The sequence below is a fragment of the Halogeometricum rufum genome, assembly GCF_900112175.1.
Classification (GTDB): Archaea; Halobacteriota; Halobacteria; order Halobacteriales; family Haloferacaceae; genus Halogeometricum; species Halogeometricum rufum.
Map to the genome: position 1 here is coordinate 244,290 of NZ_FOYT01000004.1, position 19,572 is coordinate 263,861.

At 65.1% G+C, this 19,572-nt stretch carries 16 protein-coding genes; 6 read left to right on the plus strand and 10 right to left on the minus strand.

All coding sequences use genetic code 11. The features are described 5' to 3' along the window. Nucleotides 1-273 precede the first annotated feature (273 nt). From BM310_RS17935 to BM310_RS17955, 4 genes are all read right to left on the minus strand, one after another. The gene (locus BM310_RS17935; protein ID WP_089810348.1) at nucleotides 274-717 is read right to left on the minus strand and encodes an acyl-CoA thioesterase; all 444 of its coding nucleotides are present in this window, start codon (nucleotides 715-717) and stop codon (nucleotides 274-276) included. A gap of 112 nt (nucleotides 718-829) precedes the next feature. After that, nucleotides 830-2,089 (minus strand): Cdc6/Cdc18 family protein, encoded by a 1,260-nt coding sequence (locus BM310_RS17940; RefSeq protein WP_089810350.1) that lies wholly within the window; start codon nucleotides 2,087-2,089, stop codon nucleotides 830-832. A 1,006-nt stretch (nucleotides 2,090-3,095) separates the two neighbouring features. Continuing rightward, nucleotides 3,096-3,521: a VOC family protein gene (locus BM310_RS17950; protein ID WP_089810355.1), complete on the minus strand. Its 426-nt coding sequence runs from the start codon at nucleotides 3,519-3,521 to the stop codon at nucleotides 3,096-3,098. 64 nt (nucleotides 3,522-3,585) lie between these two features. Beyond that, nucleotides 3,586-4,242: an RNA 2'-phosphotransferase gene (locus BM310_RS17955; protein WP_089810356.1), complete on the minus strand. Its 657-nt coding sequence runs from the start codon at nucleotides 4,240-4,242 to the stop codon at nucleotides 3,586-3,588. 262 nt (nucleotides 4,243-4,504) lie between these two features. On the opposite strand from BM310_RS17955, the gene BM310_RS17960 reads away from it, so the two are divergent. Beyond that, on the plus strand, nucleotides 4,505-5,839 hold the full coding sequence (locus BM310_RS17960) for a RimK family alpha-L-glutamate ligase (RefSeq protein WP_089810358.1): 1,335 nt from the start codon (nucleotides 4,505-4,507) through the stop codon (nucleotides 5,837-5,839). A gap of 15 nt (nucleotides 5,840-5,854) precedes the next feature. Here the strand turns inward: BM310_RS17960 and BM310_RS17965 are convergent, their stop codons facing one another. Continuing rightward, nucleotides 5,855-7,480, minus strand: a complete 1,626-nt coding sequence (locus BM310_RS17965) for a SufS family cysteine desulfurase (protein WP_089810360.1) — start codon at nucleotides 7,478-7,480, stop codon at nucleotides 5,855-5,857. Nucleotides 7,481-7,787: 307 nt separating this feature from the next. Between BM310_RS17965 and BM310_RS17970 the strand changes: the two genes are divergently transcribed. From BM310_RS17970 to BM310_RS17980, 3 genes are all read left to right on the plus strand, one after another. Beyond that, complete coding sequence (locus BM310_RS17970; protein ID WP_089810362.1) at nucleotides 7,788-8,831, plus strand: NAD(P)-dependent alcohol dehydrogenase; 1,044 nt, start codon at nucleotides 7,788-7,790, stop codon at nucleotides 8,829-8,831. Nucleotides 8,832-9,213: 382 nt separating this feature from the next. Beyond that, nucleotides 9,214-10,152, plus strand: a complete 939-nt coding sequence (locus tag BM310_RS17975; protein WP_089810364.1) for a hypothetical protein — start codon at nucleotides 9,214-9,216, stop codon at nucleotides 10,150-10,152. A 149-nt stretch (nucleotides 10,153-10,301) separates the two neighbouring features. Next, nucleotides 10,302-10,688, plus strand: a complete 387-nt coding sequence (locus tag BM310_RS17980; protein WP_089810366.1) for a MoaD/ThiS family protein — start codon at nucleotides 10,302-10,304, stop codon at nucleotides 10,686-10,688. 29 nt (nucleotides 10,689-10,717) lie between these two features. On the opposite strand, the gene BM310_RS17985 is transcribed toward BM310_RS17980, so the two are convergent. Continuing rightward, complete coding sequence (locus tag BM310_RS17985; RefSeq protein ID WP_245778543.1) at nucleotides 10,718-11,890, minus strand: hypothetical protein; 1,173 nt, start codon at nucleotides 11,888-11,890, stop codon at nucleotides 10,718-10,720. Between the two features lie 208 nt (nucleotides 11,891-12,098). Here BM310_RS17985 and BM310_RS17990 point away from each other — a divergent pair, with 208 nt between their 5' ends. Further along, entirely contained in the window at nucleotides 12,099-12,419 is a 321-nt protein-coding gene (locus BM310_RS17990; RefSeq protein WP_089810368.1) for a CGCGG family putative rSAM-modified RiPP protein, read from the plus strand. A gap of 221 nt (nucleotides 12,420-12,640) precedes the next feature. On the opposite strand, the gene BM310_RS17995 is transcribed toward BM310_RS17990, so the two are convergent. Together BM310_RS17995 and BM310_RS18000 are read right to left on the minus strand one after the other, a co-directional pair. Beyond that, complete coding sequence (locus BM310_RS17995; protein ID WP_177232694.1) at nucleotides 12,641-12,988, minus strand: hypothetical protein; 348 nt, start codon at nucleotides 12,986-12,988, stop codon at nucleotides 12,641-12,643. Nucleotides 12,989-13,025: 37 nt separating this feature from the next. Beyond that, complete coding sequence (locus tag BM310_RS18000) at nucleotides 13,026-14,138, minus strand: TIGR04053 family radical SAM/SPASM domain-containing protein (RefSeq protein WP_089810372.1); 1,113 nt, start codon at nucleotides 14,136-14,138, stop codon at nucleotides 13,026-13,028. A gap of 168 nt (nucleotides 14,139-14,306) precedes the next feature. On the opposite strand from BM310_RS18000, the gene BM310_RS18005 reads away from it, so the two are divergent. Beyond that, nucleotides 14,307-15,146: an aldo/keto reductase gene (locus BM310_RS18005; protein WP_089810374.1), complete on the plus strand. Its 840-nt coding sequence runs from the start codon at nucleotides 14,307-14,309 to the stop codon at nucleotides 15,144-15,146. Nucleotides 15,147-15,353: 207 nt separating this feature from the next. On the opposite strand, the gene BM310_RS18010 is transcribed toward BM310_RS18005, so the two are convergent. Beyond that, nucleotides 15,354-16,619 (minus strand): ABC transporter substrate-binding protein, encoded by a 1,266-nt coding sequence (locus tag BM310_RS18010; RefSeq protein ID WP_089810376.1) that lies wholly within the window; start codon nucleotides 16,617-16,619, stop codon nucleotides 15,354-15,356. A 766-nt stretch (nucleotides 16,620-17,385) separates the two neighbouring features. Beyond that, the gene (locus BM310_RS18015) at nucleotides 17,386-19,572 is read right to left on the minus strand and encodes an LUD domain-containing protein (RefSeq protein WP_089810378.1); all 2,187 of its coding nucleotides are present in this window, start codon (nucleotides 19,570-19,572) and stop codon (nucleotides 17,386-17,388) included.

Consider the following 19,572-nt stretch of genomic DNA (forward strand, 5'->3'; position numbering starts at 1 on the left):
GTCCGCCTCTCTCGTCTCGTTATCTCGGGAGAGGGGCGGAGATACCGACGACTGCGGAGATAGCGATTATTGCGGAGATACCGACGAATGAGGAGTTGGTTCTGGTAGCAAAACCGGTTTTGATAGAAAAATAGTTTTGATAGCAAATAGAGGTGCGACAGTAGAGAGAGTTTGCAGTTGAAATCGATTCCGACGGTGTCGAGAGTGGGATAGAAACGCGAGGGTAGCGACCGGAATCGGAAACGAGAGGTCGGCGACGGCGTCGGAAACCGTTTACCGACTCGGTTCGTCGGCGAGTGCCTCCTCGCGGAGTTCTCGGTCCCGGTCAGTCTCGACCGCGATTTCGGGGACCTCGGTCGGTCGCATCGACTTGTCGACGGCGACGAAGACGAAGTACGATTGGGTCGTCAGTTCTCGTTCGCCGGTCGTGGGGTCCTCGCGGTACGCGCGGATGCGGACGCGGACGCTGGTCCGTCCGGCGGCGTACGCGTACGCCTCCACGACGCACGTCTCGCCGCGCGGGATGGGCCGGTCGAAGTCGAGGCGGGCGACGTGTGCTGTCACGCACGTCTTCCCGGCGTGTCGCATCGCCGACATCGCGCCCACCTCGTCCATCCACTTCATCACGTTCCCCCCGTGTGCGGAGTCGTAGTTGTTCGTGTCGTCGGGTTGGACCCGTTCGCGGTTCAACAGGTAGGTGTCGGTGACTGTGGGCACGTTCGTGAGTCGCGACGGACGACCATAGGTTCGCCGCCGAGTGCCGTCGAACCGTGACCGCCGCAGTCGGTATCGTCGTCGCGCGAGAAACGACGGAAACCCGGGGTGGGGGTCAGAACGAGTCGAGTGAGGCGTTCTCTGCGTCCGTTTCGCTGACGACGAACTGTTCGTCGTCCATCGCAGTCTGGTGAACGATGTCGAGGTCGTGATCCGGTTGGAGGCGGGCGTAGATGGTGATGCCGCCCGCGCGTCCGAGGTTCTGCTTCCGGAGTTCGAGGATGTCGAGGAAGGCGAGACGGCGGACGAAGTCTCGAACGCGGCGGTCCGACCGGGTGGAGGTGCCCGTCGCCTCGCAGAGTTTGGTGTACGTCTCGATTATCTGTGCCATCGAGAACTCGTCCTCGTCGGTCCCTTTGTGGAGGGCCGTCACCGCCGAGAGGACGAGTTTCTTCTGGACGGTGAGTCCGCCGATGAGGTCGCGGAATCGGTCCTTCTCGGCTTCCATCTTCGCGTCCTCGACGTGGTCGCGGGTCACGACGTCAGACCCGTCGCGTTGGGCCAACATGCCGGCGTTCCGGAGGACGTCGATGGCCTGCCGTGCGTCGCCGTGGTCCTGGGCCGCGTACGCGGCGCAGAGCGGAATCACGTCGTCGGAGAGGACCCCCTCACGAAACGCGTCGCGCCGATGGCTCAGTATCGCGCGGAGTTGGTTCGCGTCGTAGGAGTGAAAGTTGAGTTCGCGCGGTTGCAGCGACGACTTCACGCGGTCGTTCAGGTCCTCGGCCCACCGGACCTTGTTGCTGATGGCGATGAGGCCGATTCGGCAGTCGGTCTTTCCCGTCTCGACGGCCCGAGAGAGAGACATGAGAATCTGGTCGTCGGGGTGCATGTCCGCCTCGTCGAGGATGATGATGACCACGTCGTACAGTTGGTCCAGGATTTCGTACAGTCGGGTGTAGTAGGCCGCCTTGGCGAGACCGGTCTCCGGAACGCGGGTGTCCGTCGTCGCCTCGTCGTTCAGCGTTCGCCCGATCGTCGAGATGGCTTGCGTCTCGGTGTCGTCCGTCGAGCAGTCCACGTAGACCGTCCCGATTCGGACGTCGCCGGCGTTCGACTGGGCGGCCTTCGCGACGTGTTTGGCGACGAGGCTCTTTCCCGTCCCCGTCTCGCCGTAGAGAATCACGTTCTCGGGCGAATCGCCGTTGACTGCCGACCGGAGTTCCGTCGAGAGGGCGCGAATCTCGTCGTCGCGCCCGACGATGCGTTCGGGACTCGGGACGTGTTCCACCTCTACCAGCGACTTGTTCCTGAAGATGGGGTCTTCCTGAGCGAAAATCTCCGCGGCGATGTCCTGTGACCCATCTTTCTCCATGCGCAGACGGAGAGACTCGTCGCACATAAAACCACCTTCGAAGGACCCCCACGTTTCCGACGTTTTCCCCGACTTCGAAACGGTCTCGTGAACAAATTCGGCGGTTAGGGGTTCGACGATTCTGAGACCGAGTTTCCGACGTTCCGACCCACACACCCCACGTTTCCGTCGTTCTGGGGGAGAGAACAGTCGCGAGACGGGACAGTCACAGTTCGTCGCATCCGTCGTTCGTCTATCGGCGTCGCGTCTACTCGAGGGACTGGCACCCCCCACGTTTCCGTCGTTCCTCTACTCACCGATTTCACGGTTCCAATTCCACGCTTCCAGCGTACCTCAAACCCACCCACCCCACGTTTTTCCAGCGTACCTCAAACCCACCCACCCCACGTTTCCGACGTTCTTCCGCGGGAAGGGAGGGGTCGTGAGAGTGGAGGCGGGAAGCGACGCCCGTCGGCGTATCCCGACACCCACACCCCACGTTTCCGTCGTTCCTTCGACGAAGAGGCAGTCGATTCAGACCACGCCTCGTTACTCGCTCGGAACCAACTCGTGCGAATATCTCGGCCTTCGGCCGAACGAACTCGACGGCTACCCACTCGTCGAAACGACCCGACGGTTCGAACGACTCGATGCCCGACGGTTCGCACAACCCGACTCCCGCAGTTCGAACGACGGCCCCTGCAGTTCGAACAAGTAAATCCTCACTCGACACCTCGACACGAACCGAACCACACAGCAGATAACACAAATTTTTAATATGTGGCAGTGAAACAGTCCATTAGCTGCATAGCAGAGTAAGGAGGCACTTCGTGCCTCTGACCCCCCACCCCCCGTCCGTCCCAGAACGACGGAAACGTGGGGTGGGTGTGTCCGTCCACCTCTCGGAGCGAGGAAACGACGGAAACCCGGGGGGGACGACGAGGACTCCACGAATCCTGCGTCCAGTCGATGCCGCGACCGAAGAACGACGGAAATCCGGGGTGGGAGCGTTCGCTCGTCCAGCCGATTACGCCGACGGTTCGATAATCTCTATCAGGTTACCTTCGGGGTCCCGAACGAAGAGGATTCGACTCCCGGTGTCCGTCGTCTGGGGTCCGCTAAGCGTCCCGACGTCGTCCGGCAGCGACTCGTAGAACCCGTCGACGTCGTCGACGGTCAATCCGAGATGCTTCGCACCGACGCGGTTCACGGCTGCTTCCTCTCGGCTCTCGCGTTCGGGGTCGTACTCGACGAGTTCGACGCGGATGCCGTCGGCATCGAGGTGCGCGAACCGACCGGTCGCGCCGTCGACACCGACTGCCGTCGAGAACTGTTCTCCCGAGACGGTGAAGCGGTCGAGAACCGAGAGTCCGAGTACGTCGCGGTAGAACTCCACGGCACGGTCGAGATTCGAGACGGTCGTTCCGACGTGGTGTGCGCGAAGGTCCGTCACGTGACGCCGTACTCGACGGCCGACCGAATAGCCACCGAATCACGACGGACGAACGCTCGACTCGTCACCGCTCCGCGACTTCGAGATACGAGGGTGGAACGCGGCGGACCGTGTACGTCCCGGCCCCACGTTTGTCTATCTCGAAGCCGTCCTCGCGCATCGAACGTGCGTCCACCGAGAGGACGACGGGGTCGTCGGCGTGTCTGCTGCCGACGTTTCGGGCTTCCTCGCGAGTCTCCGAGAGGTGGACGGCCTGCCGACCCATCGGTTTCACTCCGTCGTCGAGGATGGCGTCGAGGTTTCGCGGCGAAGTCCCGTGGTAGAGGCAGTCCGGTACCGACGTGGTCGTCGATTCGAGTTCGACGTCGACGGAGTGGCCGTAGGCCGCGCGTATTCGACCGTCCCGACGCTCGAATCGACCCTTCGAATCGGTCGCGACGACGGCTTCGACGTGTTCCGCGTCGGCCCACGGATACCGACTTCCGACCGCCTCGACGAGCGAGTCGAAGGCGACCCAGCCCGCGTCGTCCAGCGAGAGTCCGGCGTCGTCGGGGAAGTGACGCAGTGCACCGCTGACGAACTTGGAGAGTCTGACGCGGCGGTTTGCCTCGAGTACGGCGTCTCCCTCGTCATCACAGTCTGGACACGTCGCCTCATCGAAGTGGCCGTGGTCCGGACAGCGGCGAATCACACGCTGCAGTTGCACTCGTACGTCCGTCATCGTGTCGATGTCCGCGCCCGGGCGCGCCAGTCGCCGAGTGTCCTATCGTTCGGAGCGAAGGGATGCGACCCCACGACCGAGAAATCTCACGTGAGCGCAATCTCTCGGTACAGACGCGTCTTCGCTGGAGGTGCGACCTGCGACCGTTTCCAGACCGGTGGAAATCACACTGGCAGTTTTTCATCCGGTAGGAGAAACACTATCTCAGAACTAACATGATTAAAGAAATAGAATTCGGCTGGAATCGCAGCGGGGGGAACGGATGAGCGACACACCGGTCCGAGTGGGGGTGTTGAGTCTCCACAACAGCAAGGAGACGAAGGCTATCATAAACGCCGTCGAGGCGCTTGGACACGACACGGAGTGGCTACGGTCGGAGAACACGGTCGTCCGGTTCGAGACGGGGGAAGCGACGCTGTCGCCGGACGTGGACGTCATCGCCAACCGACTGCTCCTCTCGAACACGGACAACCCGTCCGAAGAGGTGGGACTGGCGCGAACGCTCGAAGGGATTCGGCCGATGCTGAACACGCCCGACGCGACGTCTCGGGCCGCCCACAAGACCGCCGCGGCCGTCGCGCTGATAAACGAGGGGCTCCCCGTTCCGCGGACCGCGCTGGCGCTCAGCAGCGACCAACTCGACCGGATTCGGCGCGAGTTCGCCGAGGAAGCCGTCTACAAGACCGCAATCGGGACGCACGGTGGCGGCGCGTGGAAAGTCGGGACGAAAGACCCGCTCACTCCTCGGGTCGGCAAACGTCGTGCGTTCATCCAGGAACTCGTCGGACGGCGGGGGGAGACACCCCGTGACCTCCGGGTGTACGTCGTCGACGACCGGGTCGTCGGGGCGATGTACCGGACGGCGTTCGAAGGCGACTGGCGGACGAACGTCGCGCGCGGGGGTGGCGTCGAGGACGCGACGAACTCCGCGCCCGAGGAGGCGTTCGAACTCGCCCGACGGGCGGCGGCGACGCTCGGTCTCGACTACGCCGGGGTGGACCTCATCGAGGGCGAAGACGGGTGGTACATACTGGAGGCGAACCCCACGGCCGGGTTCAAGGGCCTGTACCGGGCGACGGGTCGCAGTCCCGCACCGTACATCGCGAAGCAGGCCATCGAGTACGCCGGCGGGTCGGTTGACCCGGACCGCGTCGAGCAGTTGGCGTCCACGCTCGACGACTCGGTGCCGGCGTGCAAGCCGACGTCCGTCACGGTGGAGTCCGACGAGGCTGTCACCATCGGCTTCACCGAACAGGTCGTCATCAGCGGAACGAGTGGGACGAAGACCGTCGTCGCCAAGTCCGACTCCGGCGCCGCCAGAACGAGCATCGACCTCCAACTGGCGGCGGACATCGGTGCCGGGCCGATTCACACCGTCTCGCGCGTTCGGTCCGGAAGTTCGAAGCAGTCGAAGACGCGACCGGTCGTCGACCTCGTCCTCGGTATCGGCGGCGACCAACACACGGTCGCGGCGAACATCGAGGACCGGAGCCACATGACCCACCGTCTGCTCCTCGGCCGAGACATCCTGAAGAACTACCGCCTCGACGTCAGTCGTCGAATCGAAGACCACGCCGAACTCCCCGACGAGGAGTGAGCGTGTGAGGTCCGCCTATCGCTCGCCGGCCCCTGCCCCGCCGACCTGTTCGCGCGCCGCCTCGCGGATGACCTCCTCGGGGCCGAGGACGCAGTCGCGGCGCACGTCGGGGTAGGTTCCCTCGAGGAGTTCGTCCACGTAACCGTCGAGTTCGGCGACGGCGTCCAGCGACATGCCCTCGAGTCGTTCGCTCAGGATGCTCGCGACGGCACTACTGACCGCACAGCTCTCGCTCTCGAACGCGATTTCGACGAGGGTGCCGTCGTCGTCAACCTCGACGTGGAACTCGCCGTCGTCGCCGCAGGCGGTCTCCTCGGAGTGCTTCGTGAACGTCGGGTTCGCGAGGCCGCCCGCGTTCCGGGGCGTGCGGTAGTGGTCGTACACCAGGTCGTGGTACTGCGAGTCGAGATGCGAGTCGAGTTCGTCGCGCGCGGCGTCGACGGCGTCGAGCAACGCGTCTATCTCCGCCTTCGTGTTGTAGACGTAGAACGACGCCCGGACCGAACCGGGGATGTCGAGTCTGTCGTGGAGCGGCTGGGTACAGTGGTCGCCGGCGCGGACGGCGATGCCGCGTTCGTCGAGGAGCGCCGACAGGTCGTGGCCGTGGATACCGTCGAGGTTGAACGCGACGAGACCCGACCGGGGTTCGCCGGCCGGCGGGCCGTACACCTCCACGTCCTCGCGTTCGCCGAGGCGTTCGAGGGCGTACTGCGCGAGTTCGTTCTCGCGTTCTTCGACGAAGTCCATCCCCACTTCCTCCAGATAGTCCGCCGCCGCGGCGAGGGCGATTCCCTCGGCGATGGGCGGCGTTCCGGCCTCGAACTTCCACGGCGGGCGGTTCCACGTCGAGTCCTCGTAGGTGACGTGTCGAATCATCTCGCCGCCGTAGAGGAACGGTTCCATCTCCTCCAGCAGGTGCTTCTTCCCGTACAGACAGCCGATTCCGGTCGGACCGGCCATCTTGTGCCCCGAGAACGCGTAGAAGTCGGCGTCGATGGCTTCGACGTCCACGCGTCGGTTCGGCACCGCCTGCGCGCCGTCCACGAACACGAGGGCGTCCCGTTCGTGCGCCATCTCGGCCAACTCCGCGACGGGGTTGACCGTCCCGAGGACGTTCGAGACGTGGACGACCGAGAGGAGTTTCGTGTCGTCGTCTATCAGGTCCGCCGCGTGGTCCATGTCGAGTTGACCGTCGTCGTCGACGCGGACGTACCGAATCTCCGCGCCGGTCCGCTTTGCGACCTGTTGCCACGTCACGAGCGACGCGTGGTGCTCCATCTCCGTCGTGACGACGTTGTCGCCGGGGCCGAGTTCGTTCAGGCCGACGCCGTAGGCGACGAGGTTGATGCCCTCCGTCGTGTTCTTCGTGAAGACCATCTCCTCGCGGCCGCCGGAAGCGCCGACGAACGCGGCGAGTCTGTCGTGCGCCTCCTCGTATGCGACGGACGCCTCGTGGCTCAGCGTGTGAATCCCGCGGTGGACGTTCGCGTTGTACGTGCCGTAGAACTCCTCGAACACGTCGTACACCTGCTTCGGCGTCTGCGTCGTCGCGGCGTTGTCGAGGTAGACCAACGGTTCGTCACCGACCGACCGACTCAGGACGGGAAAGTCGTCACGTATGGCAGCAATGGCCTCGTTCATACCTCGCACATTCGGCACGCGAACTTAAATTTTCACCATACGATTGGATATTCGACGCACTTTCGAACCGATTCCCGAACGTGGCGACGCCGAGAGCAGGTCTCGCCCCGACGAACTCCGCGCGTCGCGGAAGGACGGCCGGTGCTCTCCGTCGATGGCCGAGGATTTCTGGTCTACTGCGTCGGACCACCCGTCGTGGCGTGAAGCCCTACTCAGAGTACGGACCGCGGAACGCATCACCCACGTGAACACTCAACAAATGTCCGCAGTCCTATGATTAATGGCTGATACAATACTACACAGCCGTATGCAAGCCGCGAGACTGCACGAGTACACGGACGACATGAGCGAAGCGCTGACGATAGACGAGGTGGAACGGCCGGAGGTAACTCGCTCCGACGGCGTTGTGGTCGAAGTCGAGGGGGCGGGCTGGTGCCAGACGGACAATCACATCATCGAGGGGATGTGGACGGACTACGTGGAACAGACGCTCCCGATGACGCTCGGTCACGAGAACGCCGGCACGGTGGTCGACGTCGGCGAGGAGGTGACCACCGTCGAGGAGGGCGACCAGGTCATCTGTCACCCCGTGATGACCTGCGGCGTCTGCCGGGCGTGCCGCCTCGGCAACGACATGTACTGCGAGGAACTGTCGTTCCCCGGCCTGACGACGGACGGCGGGTTCGCCGAGTACCTCCTCACCTCCGAACGCGCGACGATACCGTTGCCGGGCGACGTCTCCCCCGCCGACATCGCGCCGCACGCCGACGCCGGCATCACCGCATACCACGCCGTGAAGAAGGCGGTTGGCGAACTCAACCCCGGCGACCACGCCGTCGTCGTCGGCGTCGGCGGCCTCGGCCACATCGGTCTACAGTGTCTCGACGCGATGAGTGCCGTCGACATCACCGCACTCGACGTGAAGGCGGAGGCGCGCGAACTCGCCGAAGAACTCGGCGCGGCGCACACAATCGACCCGTCCGCGGACGACGTTCCGGCCGAAATCGAGGCGCTGACCGACGGTACCGGCGCACAACAGGTCATCGACTTCGTCGGCGCGGACGCCACGACGAGTCTCGCGCCGGACATCGTCGCGTCGGGCGGCGACCACCACGTCGTCGGCTACGGCGGGCACGTCCACGAACCGTCCCAGTCGCTCGTGAACGGCGAGTTCTCCTACAAGGGAACGCTCGTCGGTCGGTACACGGAGTTGCAGGAACTCGTTGCTCTCGTCGAACGCGGCGACGTGGAACTCCGGACCTCCCGGTACGACCTCGACGACATCAACACTGTCGCCGAACGCCTCGAACACGGGGAGATAGAGGGTCGGGCGGTCATCGTCCCGCCCTGATTCCGTACCTGCGCGGGGCGCCGGAACCCGCGGTTCTCGCAGGACCCCGCGGCCGACGGACCCGGCGGGGGCAGATTCGGCGAGTGTGAACGACGGGTGGAAGTCGAGGATCCGACATTCAACGCTCTGACTATTTTCGTGAGATAGAATCATAACTCTACGTTCATATTATGCGGTCACACAGGAGACACAGACATTCAAAAACTACTATACGAAATTCAACTAAAACACAATCTTTCGAAATTCTCTAACGGATGAAATGGTATCTGGTTTGTGTTTCTCAACTAATACCGCAATCTTAATTTAATATAACCTTATCCAACCGGACGCTGTGAGGGGGCTCGCTGCACCTCGAAACGGCAGAATTGGGTATATAGTCTAAATGGCACGTGACGGAAACGAAATTGACAGTACAGACGATAAATCGCAGACGGCGGGAAAGGCGTCTTCGCGTTCGGTCGGTCGACGGCGATTCCTGCAGGGCGTCGGCGCGGTAGTCGCGACGACCGGACTCGCACGGACGGCGCGGGCGGACTCGAACGACGTCATTCGACTCCAGAGCGGCGAGAGCCGACTGTTCCGGAGTTCTCAGGACGACCTCTCGAACACGCTCGTCGTCCCGAACGGCGGTTCGGTCCGGTTCGTCCTCGACTCCGGGGGCCGGTGGGAGAACGTCGGCATCGCGGGCAACGCGGACCAGACGGGCGCCGGCGGCGGCATGTTCGCCACGATGGTTCCCGAGGGGGAGGAGTTCGTCCTCGACGGCTACTACACCGGCGGGACGACCAGTAGCGGACGCAACGACAACGGTGGACACTCGTTCGTCTTCAACAGCATCGACCACGCGGGCGACGCGACGTTCAAGAACGGATTCACCACGGACTGGTACCAACCGTACTACTGTTCGAACAGTGGTAACCCGGCGCACCGAAACGAGGACCACGCCGGGCGCGGCGGCGACATCCACTTCGAGAACCTCTACACCGAGAAGTTCGCGCACACCGCGTACCGCCTCGGAACCGACGGTTCGACCTGCGTGGACTGCGTCGCGGCGAACCCGTACGAGGACCACGGCCCGGCGCGGAGTGCCTGGGCGTTCTTCAACGAACCGACGTACGAGAACCTGCAGTTCGAGACGTACATCAAGTCCGGGAGCAGGTACGACCACCCGGTCCCCCGCCTCGTGTCGTGTAACGGCACCGGCGGTCGGATGATGCACGGCGACTACCAGGGCGACGACCCGTCGAACGGTGCGGACCTCTCCGTGCCCGACGGCGTGCCGACGTCCGCGGAGGCGGCCGCGGCGGGCGACCGGTCGTAATCGACCGCTGCGGAGTTCATTTTTTCCGCTCGCTCGTTCGGCGTCGACGACGCTTCCTGACGCGATTTGACCACTCGATGCCGCCGCAGACGGCACGAGCGAACATGTTCGGAGCAGTTTCTATCCCCCGAACGAGCCATCGTTCGAACATGGGAACGCACGCCCGGCAGGAACAGACGACGACAGTCGAGGTGCGGGCGACCGGTAACGTCCGCCGCGAACTCGGCCGGCACACGTTCGAGTTCAGTTTCGAGGGGACGACGCTTCGGGCGTTCCTCGACGCCTTCTTCGAGGCGTTCGGCGGCGAGGAACTGCTGCTGGCGCGGACCGAGTCTGAAGAGCGGACGGGCGGGTGGGCGACTGCGCCCGAGACGCTCCCGGGTCGATGGGAGCGGAACCCCGAGGGCGAGCGTACTCGCGCGTACGCCCGCGTCCTCGTCAACGGCGAGTTCAACGAACTGCTCGACGGGTTCGACACCGAACTGCACGACGGCGACAGAGTCGCTCTCGTCCATCCGTTCGTATTCTGCGTCTGACTCTCGATTCTCGCTCTCCCCCTCGACCATCACCGCGCGCGGAACGCGGCGACGACGAGATACGCGTACAGTACCGCCCCACCGAACGCGAGTAGGTGACCGAACGTCGCGACGACGGGGACGACGTGCCCGACGAGTTGTGCGAGGAGACCGGACGCGAGAGCGGCGATCGAGACGAGTGCGGTCCGGTCCGACGCGGCCGGTAGCGTCCCGACGCTCGGCGGGTAGAACTGGTAGCTGACGCCGACGACGGCCAGACCGAGGAAGCCGAGGAGGTTCAGGCGGAGGTGCGCCACCGCGAGCGACGGTTGCGGCCGACCGAACGCGAACCAGAGTCCGACAGCGACGCCGACGACGCCGCAGGCAGCACTCCCGAGGACCCCGACGAACCCCACGCGGCGGCGCTCAGACCGGTGGTACAGCGTTCCGACGGCGACGGCGTAGCCGACGACTGCGACGGCTTCGACGGCACCACCGATGCGGAGTAGGCCGCCGCCGGCGACGCCGGTGGCCAGTAGCGCCGGACCCGACGCACCCGTGAGCAGGACGACACCGACGAGCCACCGGGGTGGGTGTGCGACCATGAACCGCGGCAGGAGTCGGAATCCGAGCGAGAACAGCAGCACGCCGGCAGTGCCCGCCGCGAGCAGGTGAGTCGCCTGCGGCGGATAGCCGTCGAAGAGCGGCGGAACGCCGGCGTACAGCGCGAGCGTCTCGTACGTCCCGGCGAGGAGATACAGGAGCGCCACCGGGACGAACCCGTTCGCCAGTCGGTCCACGGGCCGCCGGCCGGCGTTGTGGTCGCCCGTCGCCGTCTCGCGGCCGGTCGGGTTCCCACGAATCGTCCAGCCCACCGTGGCGACGAACGCGCCGACACCCAGCGTCCACAGGAGCGCACCCGCCGCGCCCACCCACGAGGGGCCGACGTCGAACGACGCCGCGACGAGTCCGCTCACGCCACCGACGGTGAGCGGGAACTGGACCGCCGGCGCGCGCGGGAACGTCAGGGTCCGGTCGAAGTACGCCGGGACGAGCGAGTACGCCTTCCCGAAGACGACGTGCAACACGAACCCGAGGAGGCCCAGGACGACTTCGGTCCGACGCGGCACTCCGACGACGACGCCGGCCTGCCACGCCATGAGCGACCCGGCGCCGACGAGCACGTAGCGCCGCGCCCACCGCGAAACCGTCGCCGCCGTCACGACGTTCGGCCCCCCTGACGCGCGGCGTCGGTCACGAACGCGACGGCCATGCCCGCGGATTCGGCGTCGAGCGACGTAGAACCTCGCCCGAATCCGTTCGACCCGATGTCGTCCCCGACGGAGCGCCGTCCGTCCCGAAGTCGGGCGCCGTCACCGAACACGTTCGGGACCGACGCTTTCGATACCCGCTCCGTCCGTTCGGACGAAGATGAACTCCGCTCACGACTCGGACCACGGACACGACGAACCGGACCCGGTCACCGACCGAACGCACGACAACTCGTGGTCGGCGAACCTGGAGGGCCCGCAGTACGCCGCGGACGAGAGTCTCGTCGTCTCGCAGGCCCTCGACGCCGTCGAACACACCGCGCCCGGCAACCACGTCAACCTCGTCACGCACGGCGACCACGGACACCCCTCGTCGTACCTGTTCGAGGCGCTCGCCGACGCGTACGACGACGGCGTCTCGTGGGAGTACGTCCAGCAGTGCGGCTGCGGCGGACACGTCACTCGCGTGTACGTCGAGTGAACGCTCGTCCGCGTGGGTAAGTGAACGCTCGTCCGCGTGGGTAAGTGAACGTTCGTCCCGTGGTTACACGTCCGCACGTGCGCACGTTCGCAGTCGGGCGCACGGTCGTGCGTCCAAAGTGACCCGTTGACGGACGGTGACCGAGTACCACTGAAAGAGGGTAACCGAGCGTCGGAACCGGCCTGCCGGGAGTTACACGTCCGTTCGAACGCTGGCAGCGGTTAGTTCTCTCCCTCGAACAGTTCGACCACCTCCCGTTCGACGCTCATATCGACCCCTTCGTCACCGGCGAGGGAGGGTCGACACGTGGATAGCACGCCTTCGACGATGGATTTCGACAGCCGCTCGACGGTCTGTCGCTGCTCGTCCGATAGCTCTGCCTGTGATTCGAGCTTCGAGAGCGCTCGCTGCAACTGTTCTCGCCTGACACCTTCGAAGTCCGCCCGGACCGCCCGCCACTCGTTTCGTACCTCCGTGTCACCGCCGGACGAGTCGCTTTCGCGTCTGAGTTCGGAGGATACGCGGATGGATTCGGATGATACGAAGCCGTCTCGCTCACCGTCGGGCACTGAATCCCCCTTCGCTCGCTCTGACCCCCCGGACCGCTCAGTCGGCGGTCGAGACATCTCCCTCGGTGAACGACTGTTCGGGGAGCGGTCCGTCGTATCGGTCGGGGACGTAGGCGCAGAGCGGGTCCGATTCGAGGGGGTCACCGGTGTAGGCGAACGCCCGCGACCGACTCCCGCCGCAGTGGTGGCGGAACTCGCAGGCGCCGCACTTCCCGCGGAGTGCGTCGGGGTCGCGCAGCGACTGGAACAGGTCGGCGTCGCGGTAGATGTCGACGACGCTCCGTTCGCGGACGTTTCCGGCGGACTGCGGGAGGAACCCCGAGGGGTATACCTCGCCCACGTGGCTGACGAAGGCGAAGCCGTCGCCGGGGGTGATGCCGGTTCGCCGGCCGATGCCGTCCGACGCCGCCCCGTCCCCAGCGTCGCTTCCTCGCTGGGCGACGACGCGTCGGTAGTGCGGGGCTTCGGTCGTCTTGACGCCGAACGGGGCGTCGGCGGCGACGTTCCCCAACCACTCCATCACCCGTTCGGCCCGTTCGGGCGTGACGGGGTCCAGCACGCGCCCCCGACCCACCGGGACGAGGAAGAACACAGACCAGAGCACGGCGTCCAACGCCTCGACTCGCCGGCGAATCGCGGGGAGTTCGCCCACCGTCTCGGCGCACACCGTCGTGTTCACCTGTAGAGGGAGGCCAGCGGACCGCGCCGCCTCGGCCGCGGCCAGCGTCTGCTCGAAACTCCCGTCCTCGCCGCGGAAGGCGTCGTGTGCGGCCGCCGACCCGCCGTCGATACTGAGGGCGACGCGCCTGAGGCCGGCGTCGGCGAGTGCGTCGATTCGGTCCCGCGTCAGCGACGCCGTTCCGCTGGGCGTCAGCGTCATGCGGAGGCCGAGGGCTGTTCCGTACTCGACGAGTTCGACGGCGTCGTCTCGGGCCAACGGGTCGCCGCCCGAGAGGACGACCAGTTGGCCGTCGCCGAACTCGGACGCCTCCTCCAAGAGTCGCCTCCCCTCTGCGGTGGTGAGTTCGTCGGGGTGGCGGTCCGGTTTCGCGTCCGCACGACAGTGCTTACAGGCCAACTCGCACGCCTGCGTGAGTTCCCAGACGAGGACGAACGGCCGCCGGGACGTGTCGATAGCGGGTGGTGCCATAGTCGTCACTCCCGTCGCCGCGTGCGAAAGGGAACCGCCGAACGTGTTCGGACGAACGGCGACCGGCCGGGATTCGACGACGCGGGCCGGGAGTCGCCGACGCCGGCCAACCCGCACGACTGCCCGTGAACCAAACGACTTTGCCGCGCTGCGGTGAATCACCGCCCGATGACCGCACCAACGACGACGCTCCCGAGCGGTGACGAACTCCCGATGGTCGGCGTCGGCACGTGGGACCTCGGCGGCGACACCGTCCGGGATTCGGTTCGTGCGGCCCTCGACGCGGGCTACGAGCACGTCGACACCGCGGAGGGGTACGCCAACGAGTCCGAAATCGGCGAGGTGCTGGCGGAGTACGACCGGGAGGACGTCTTCCTCACCTCGAAGGTCCTCCCCAAGCACCTCAACTACGATTCGGTCGTCGACTCGTGCGAGGCGTCGCTCGACCGACTGGGAACCGACTATCTGGACCTCTACCTCGTCCACTGGCCCAACCCGGCGATTTCGCTCCGCGAGACGCTGGACGCGATGGCGAAACTCCACGACGAGGGGCTGGTTCGGAACGTCGGCGTCTCGAACTTCAGCGCCTACCAACTGAGTTGCGCACACCACGTTTCCGACGTTCCCATCGCCGTCAACCAGATAGAGTACCACCCGTGGAACACGCAGGACGACGTGGTCGACTACTGCCGCGAGACGGACACCGTCGTCGAGGCGGCCGCCCCACTCGCCCGGACGGCGGTGTTCGAAGACGGCGTGATTCGGGACCTCGCGGAGACGTACGACCGCTCGCCCGCACAAATCGTCCTCAGGTGGGCCGTCGAGAACGACGTGGTCGTCCTCCCGAAGTCGTCTTCGCCCGACCACGTCCGCGCGAACGTCGACCTGTTCGACTGGTCGCTGGACGAGAAGGACCACGCCCGCATCGACGCCATCGACCGTCACAACCCGGTGTACGACACCCCCGCCCGCGACTGGACGGGCGACACGTACGGCATCTCCGAGTAGTTCTCGTCTCTGAGCGTCGCTGTTCCCGTGTCGGTCGCCGTCGAGGTCGGATTCTGCTCCTACTCTCGTCTGGGTCGGCGTCGACCCTGATTCGGACTCTCCAGTGCAGTCTGCGGGGAGGCCGCCGCCGGCGACTGCCTCCACCGTACTTCGCGTACTCTCTGCGTGTCGGGTCCCCGTTCGTGCTGGAATCGTCGTCGCTTACGGTCAGATATCTCCGTTGATGGTGTCAGCGAGCCGCTGACGGTCGAACAGCTGTTCACTCTCCGGGAGTCGACCGTATCCGGGATACGACCCGAATTCGTCCGGGTAGAGCTGCTTTGCCGCCATCTCGGTCTGGAACATGTTGATGATCGGGCCCTGGTACGGGGTGCCGCCGACGTATAGGTCGTCGTTCTTGACTGCAGTCACCTCGCTACCGACGGGATGGTCGTTGAGGAGCTCTCGCTGTTTTTCGATCAAGTTCTCTCCCTGGAAGTCTCGGTACGTGATTCCAAAGTTGAAGATGATGACGTCCGGGTCGTACTCCAATAGTCCCTCGAAACCCACCTTGACGGAGGACTGACCGTCGTACGCGCCCTCGAACGCGTCGACGACGTTCAGGTCGCGATACTGTTTCTTCCCCCACGTCTTTTCGACTTCCGACTTCGGATTGTAGACGACCCATCCATCGCGGTTCTCCGGGTTGTACCGTCCGTTCACCAACGCCAACGACCGACGCTCGCTCTTCGGGGGAACCCTCGACCGGACGTCTTCGATGAACGGCTCGTAGAGGTTCAGGAGCGCTTCGCCGCGCTCCTCTTCGCCGAACAGAGCAGCGTACTTCGGGATGTATTCGGGAAGAGAGAGATACGGATACGGTTCGCCGCCCGGCCAGTAGGTCCACCCGTCGAAGCGCCTTCGTCGGCTCTCGTTCCCGAACCACGGTGCGACGTTCTCTTGAATCTCCGCTGCTCCTCCCTTGTCGAGCCCGTAAACCGCGATGATGGGGTTGGGGTCGACCGCCATCAGGTCCGGGTCGAGTTCGTACAGCACCTCGAGGTCGGTATCACGCTCCGCCGTCGTGAATTGGGTGAGGTCACCTTTCGCAGGGACCGTCACACCGTCGAGGAAGTCGTAGAACCCTCGATACCAGAACCGCGGGTCTGCCATACCAACAGCACCGTCGGCCTGCCCGAGTGCGGTCAACACGTCTGCGGTGAACCCGAGACCACCCACCCACGAAGACGGTGGTTCCGACAGTGTGAGTTCACCCATGGGTGACATCGTCGCCGTGTAGGAGTTCTCTCCGGTGCTCGTTGCCGTGGACGAACTCGTGGCTGTCTCCGTCTGGTCCGACCCGGAACCGCCTGCCGGGTCGGTGTCTGAACCACCTGCACACCCGGCGAGCAGGCCAGCCCCGAGGACTGCCCCGCCGTACTTCACGTACTCTCTTCGCGTCGGTGCCTCGCGCTGTCCGGAGCCGTCCGTCATGCGTTTTAGGCTCACCTAATAACACAAAGCAGTTCCGAATTTAGGCCGACCAAAATATCATCGGGATACTCCACACCGCGGACACATCGGCGGGCCGTCGTCCGGGGGTTCCGATAGCCGTCTACGGTCCTACTCTCGGACCAACAGAGTCGAGGCCGCGATTCGGTTCTCTTTGAACGACTCTACGAGCGAGTGCTGACGAAGCGAAGGCAGTTGCCGTCGGTAGAGTTCTCGCTGACAGATCGAGGACGAGTGCAAATATCCGGGGAACGACTTCCTCGCGAAGACATCGTCGAAACACTGCCACGTGCGGTCTCGTTCTTCATGAGTATCAGCGCTGTGTCGGGCAACGAGCGAACTTGTCACGCGTAATCGATCTCGACCCGAGCAGGTCTGTGGGGAAACTGACCCGGGATCGAACCGTCCGCTGGAACTGTGCCTCCTCTCGTCTGACCGTATCATATCGCGCCATAGGATTTATCTTTCCACGAAACGGACCGACGGGGCGAACCGAGTTCTGCGAACCCGCCGGTTACCCGACTCGAATCGCTTCGAGAGGGGTGTCTCTGACATCGTCGGAACCGCGACCAGTGCGGACCTCGCATCCAGTAGCACGAACAGCTATAGTGGTGTTCGCTAATGGCGTTTCACAGAGAAGACGGGGTTCGCGGCGGGTCGGGTCTCGACAGACAGGGCTGACCGAGAGAGCGCTTCGGCCGCACGTCGGGGCTGAAACGGCGCGAAGAGCGGAGTGCAGTCGGGGTCGCTACTCGACCAGCAGTTCGACCGGGTGACGGGGCTGCCGTTCGAGCAGGGAGTCTATCTGTTCGAGACAGGAGGTACCGCTGGCGACGACGCGCCGGTCACGGACGTCCTCGGCCACCAGTTGGTCTCGCAGACGTTCGCCCACGTCCATGCTGAGTTCGTAGTAGTCGGACTTGTAACCGAAACTGCCGGCCATGCCGCAGCACTCCACGTCCGAGGTGACCACGTCGTAGTCGCACGCGTCGAGGACGGCGACGGTGTACGTCTCCAGGCCGAGCGTGCGCTGTTGGCAGTGGCTGTGGTAGGCGATGCCCTCGCCGTCGCCGTTCGAGAGCGCACTCGGGTCGGCGCCGTTCTCCAGCAGACCGTAGACGTACTCTAACACCTCGTAGCTGTTCTCCGAGAGCGATGCGAACGCGTCAGCGTCGACGAGGCGTTCGTACTCCCGCGTGAACATCGCGTGGTCCGAGGGTTCGACGACGACCACGTCCCGGCCGTCCGAGACGTACGGCGCGAGGGTCTCGGTCACGCGTTCGGCGTGGTCCGCGGCGGTGGCGACCATCCCCTGCGAGTACGGGGCGCGTCCGCTGGACGCCACCGGGGGAACGACCACGTCGACGCCGAGGGCTTCGAGGGCGCGCACGGCCGCCTTGCCGCGTTCGACCTGCACGTGGTTGGTGTAGAGGTCAGGGTAGAGGACGACCCGGCGTTCGGGGTCCGCCGGCCCCGCTTCCGCGTCCCGGGAGCGGAACCACTCGACCAGCGTCTCCCGCTCGAACCGGGGCAACTCGCGTCGCGGGTCGATGTCGAGAACCTGTTCCATCGCCCACCGGGACGCCTCGGTGTCGGCCAGCCAGTTCGACAGCGGGGCCGTCGCGCTCCCGAGTTTCGCCACCGTCTCGAAGTTGCCGAAGAAGCGCTTCTGGAAGGGTGCGCCCTCGTCCTCCTCGTCGGGCGTCAGCCCGTCCACCAGCCAGTCGGCGGGCCGTTCGCCCTCTCGGTTGATCCGGTCGCGGACGACCGTGTTTATCCACGGGATGTCTATCTTCACCGGGCAGGCGTTCACACAGCGCGTACAGCCGGTACAGAGGTCGTTGAACTCCGCCGCGGTGTCGGTACCTTCGATGCCGGCCTCCCATCCCGTCGCGATGCCGCCGGAGTACGTCTCGCCGCCGAACGCGTGGCCGCCGGTGCTCTGGAAGTTGGCACACGAGTTCGAACAGGCCGAACACCGGATGCAGTAGAGCGTCTCGCGCAGTTGGTCGTCCTCGCGCATCGCCATCCGGCCGTTGTCCACGAGGACGAGGTGGAACTCCCGGTCGGCGTCGAACGCCGAGAGGGGGGTCTCGTCGTCCGCGAAGTCCACGACGGGCGTGTCGACCGGTGGGGTGAGAAGCGAGACGTAGGAGGTGATGTCCTGCCCGGTGCCCGACCGGCCGATGAGTTCGACGAACGGGTGGAGGTCCTCGACGGTCGGAATCACCTTCTCCACGCCGGCGACGGTGATCTGCGTGTCCGTCGCGGCGACGGTCTTCCGCGCGTTGCCCTCGCTGGTCACCAGCGCCATCGTCCCCGAGTCCGCGGCGAGGAAGTTCGCGCCCGTGATTCCCACCTCCGCGTCTGTTATCTGCTCGCCGAGTTTCTCGCGCGCGAAGTAGGTGAGGTCCTGCGCCGTCTCCAGCGGTTCGTCCGGGTCGAACGTCTCGTTGAACAGGTCCGCGATGCTCTCTCGGGACTTGTGGATGGCGGGCGCGACGATGTGCGACGGCGATTCGTCGGCGACCTGCAGTACCCACTCCCCGAGGTCCGTCTCCACCACGTCCACGCCGTCGGCCTCCAGCACGTCGTTCACCTCCAACTCCTCCGTCGTCATCGACTTCGACTTGACGACGCGGTTGGCTTCCCGGTCGGCCACGACCGACCGGATGTACTCGTTCGCGTCCTCGGCGTCGTCGGCGATGTAGACGGTGCCGCCGTTGGCCTCGACCGACTCGGTCAACTCGTCTATCAGTTCCGGCAGACGCTCGATGGCGTCTTCCTTGATGGCGCGGGCCTCCGTCTTCAGTTCCTCGTAGTCCTCCAGGTCGGCGACCGAGGCGTACCGCCCCTCGTTGAACGCGCGGGTGTTCTCCGCGACGGCCGCTCCCTCGGTCCGCATCAAACGTCGGATGTCGTCGGCTTTCGACAT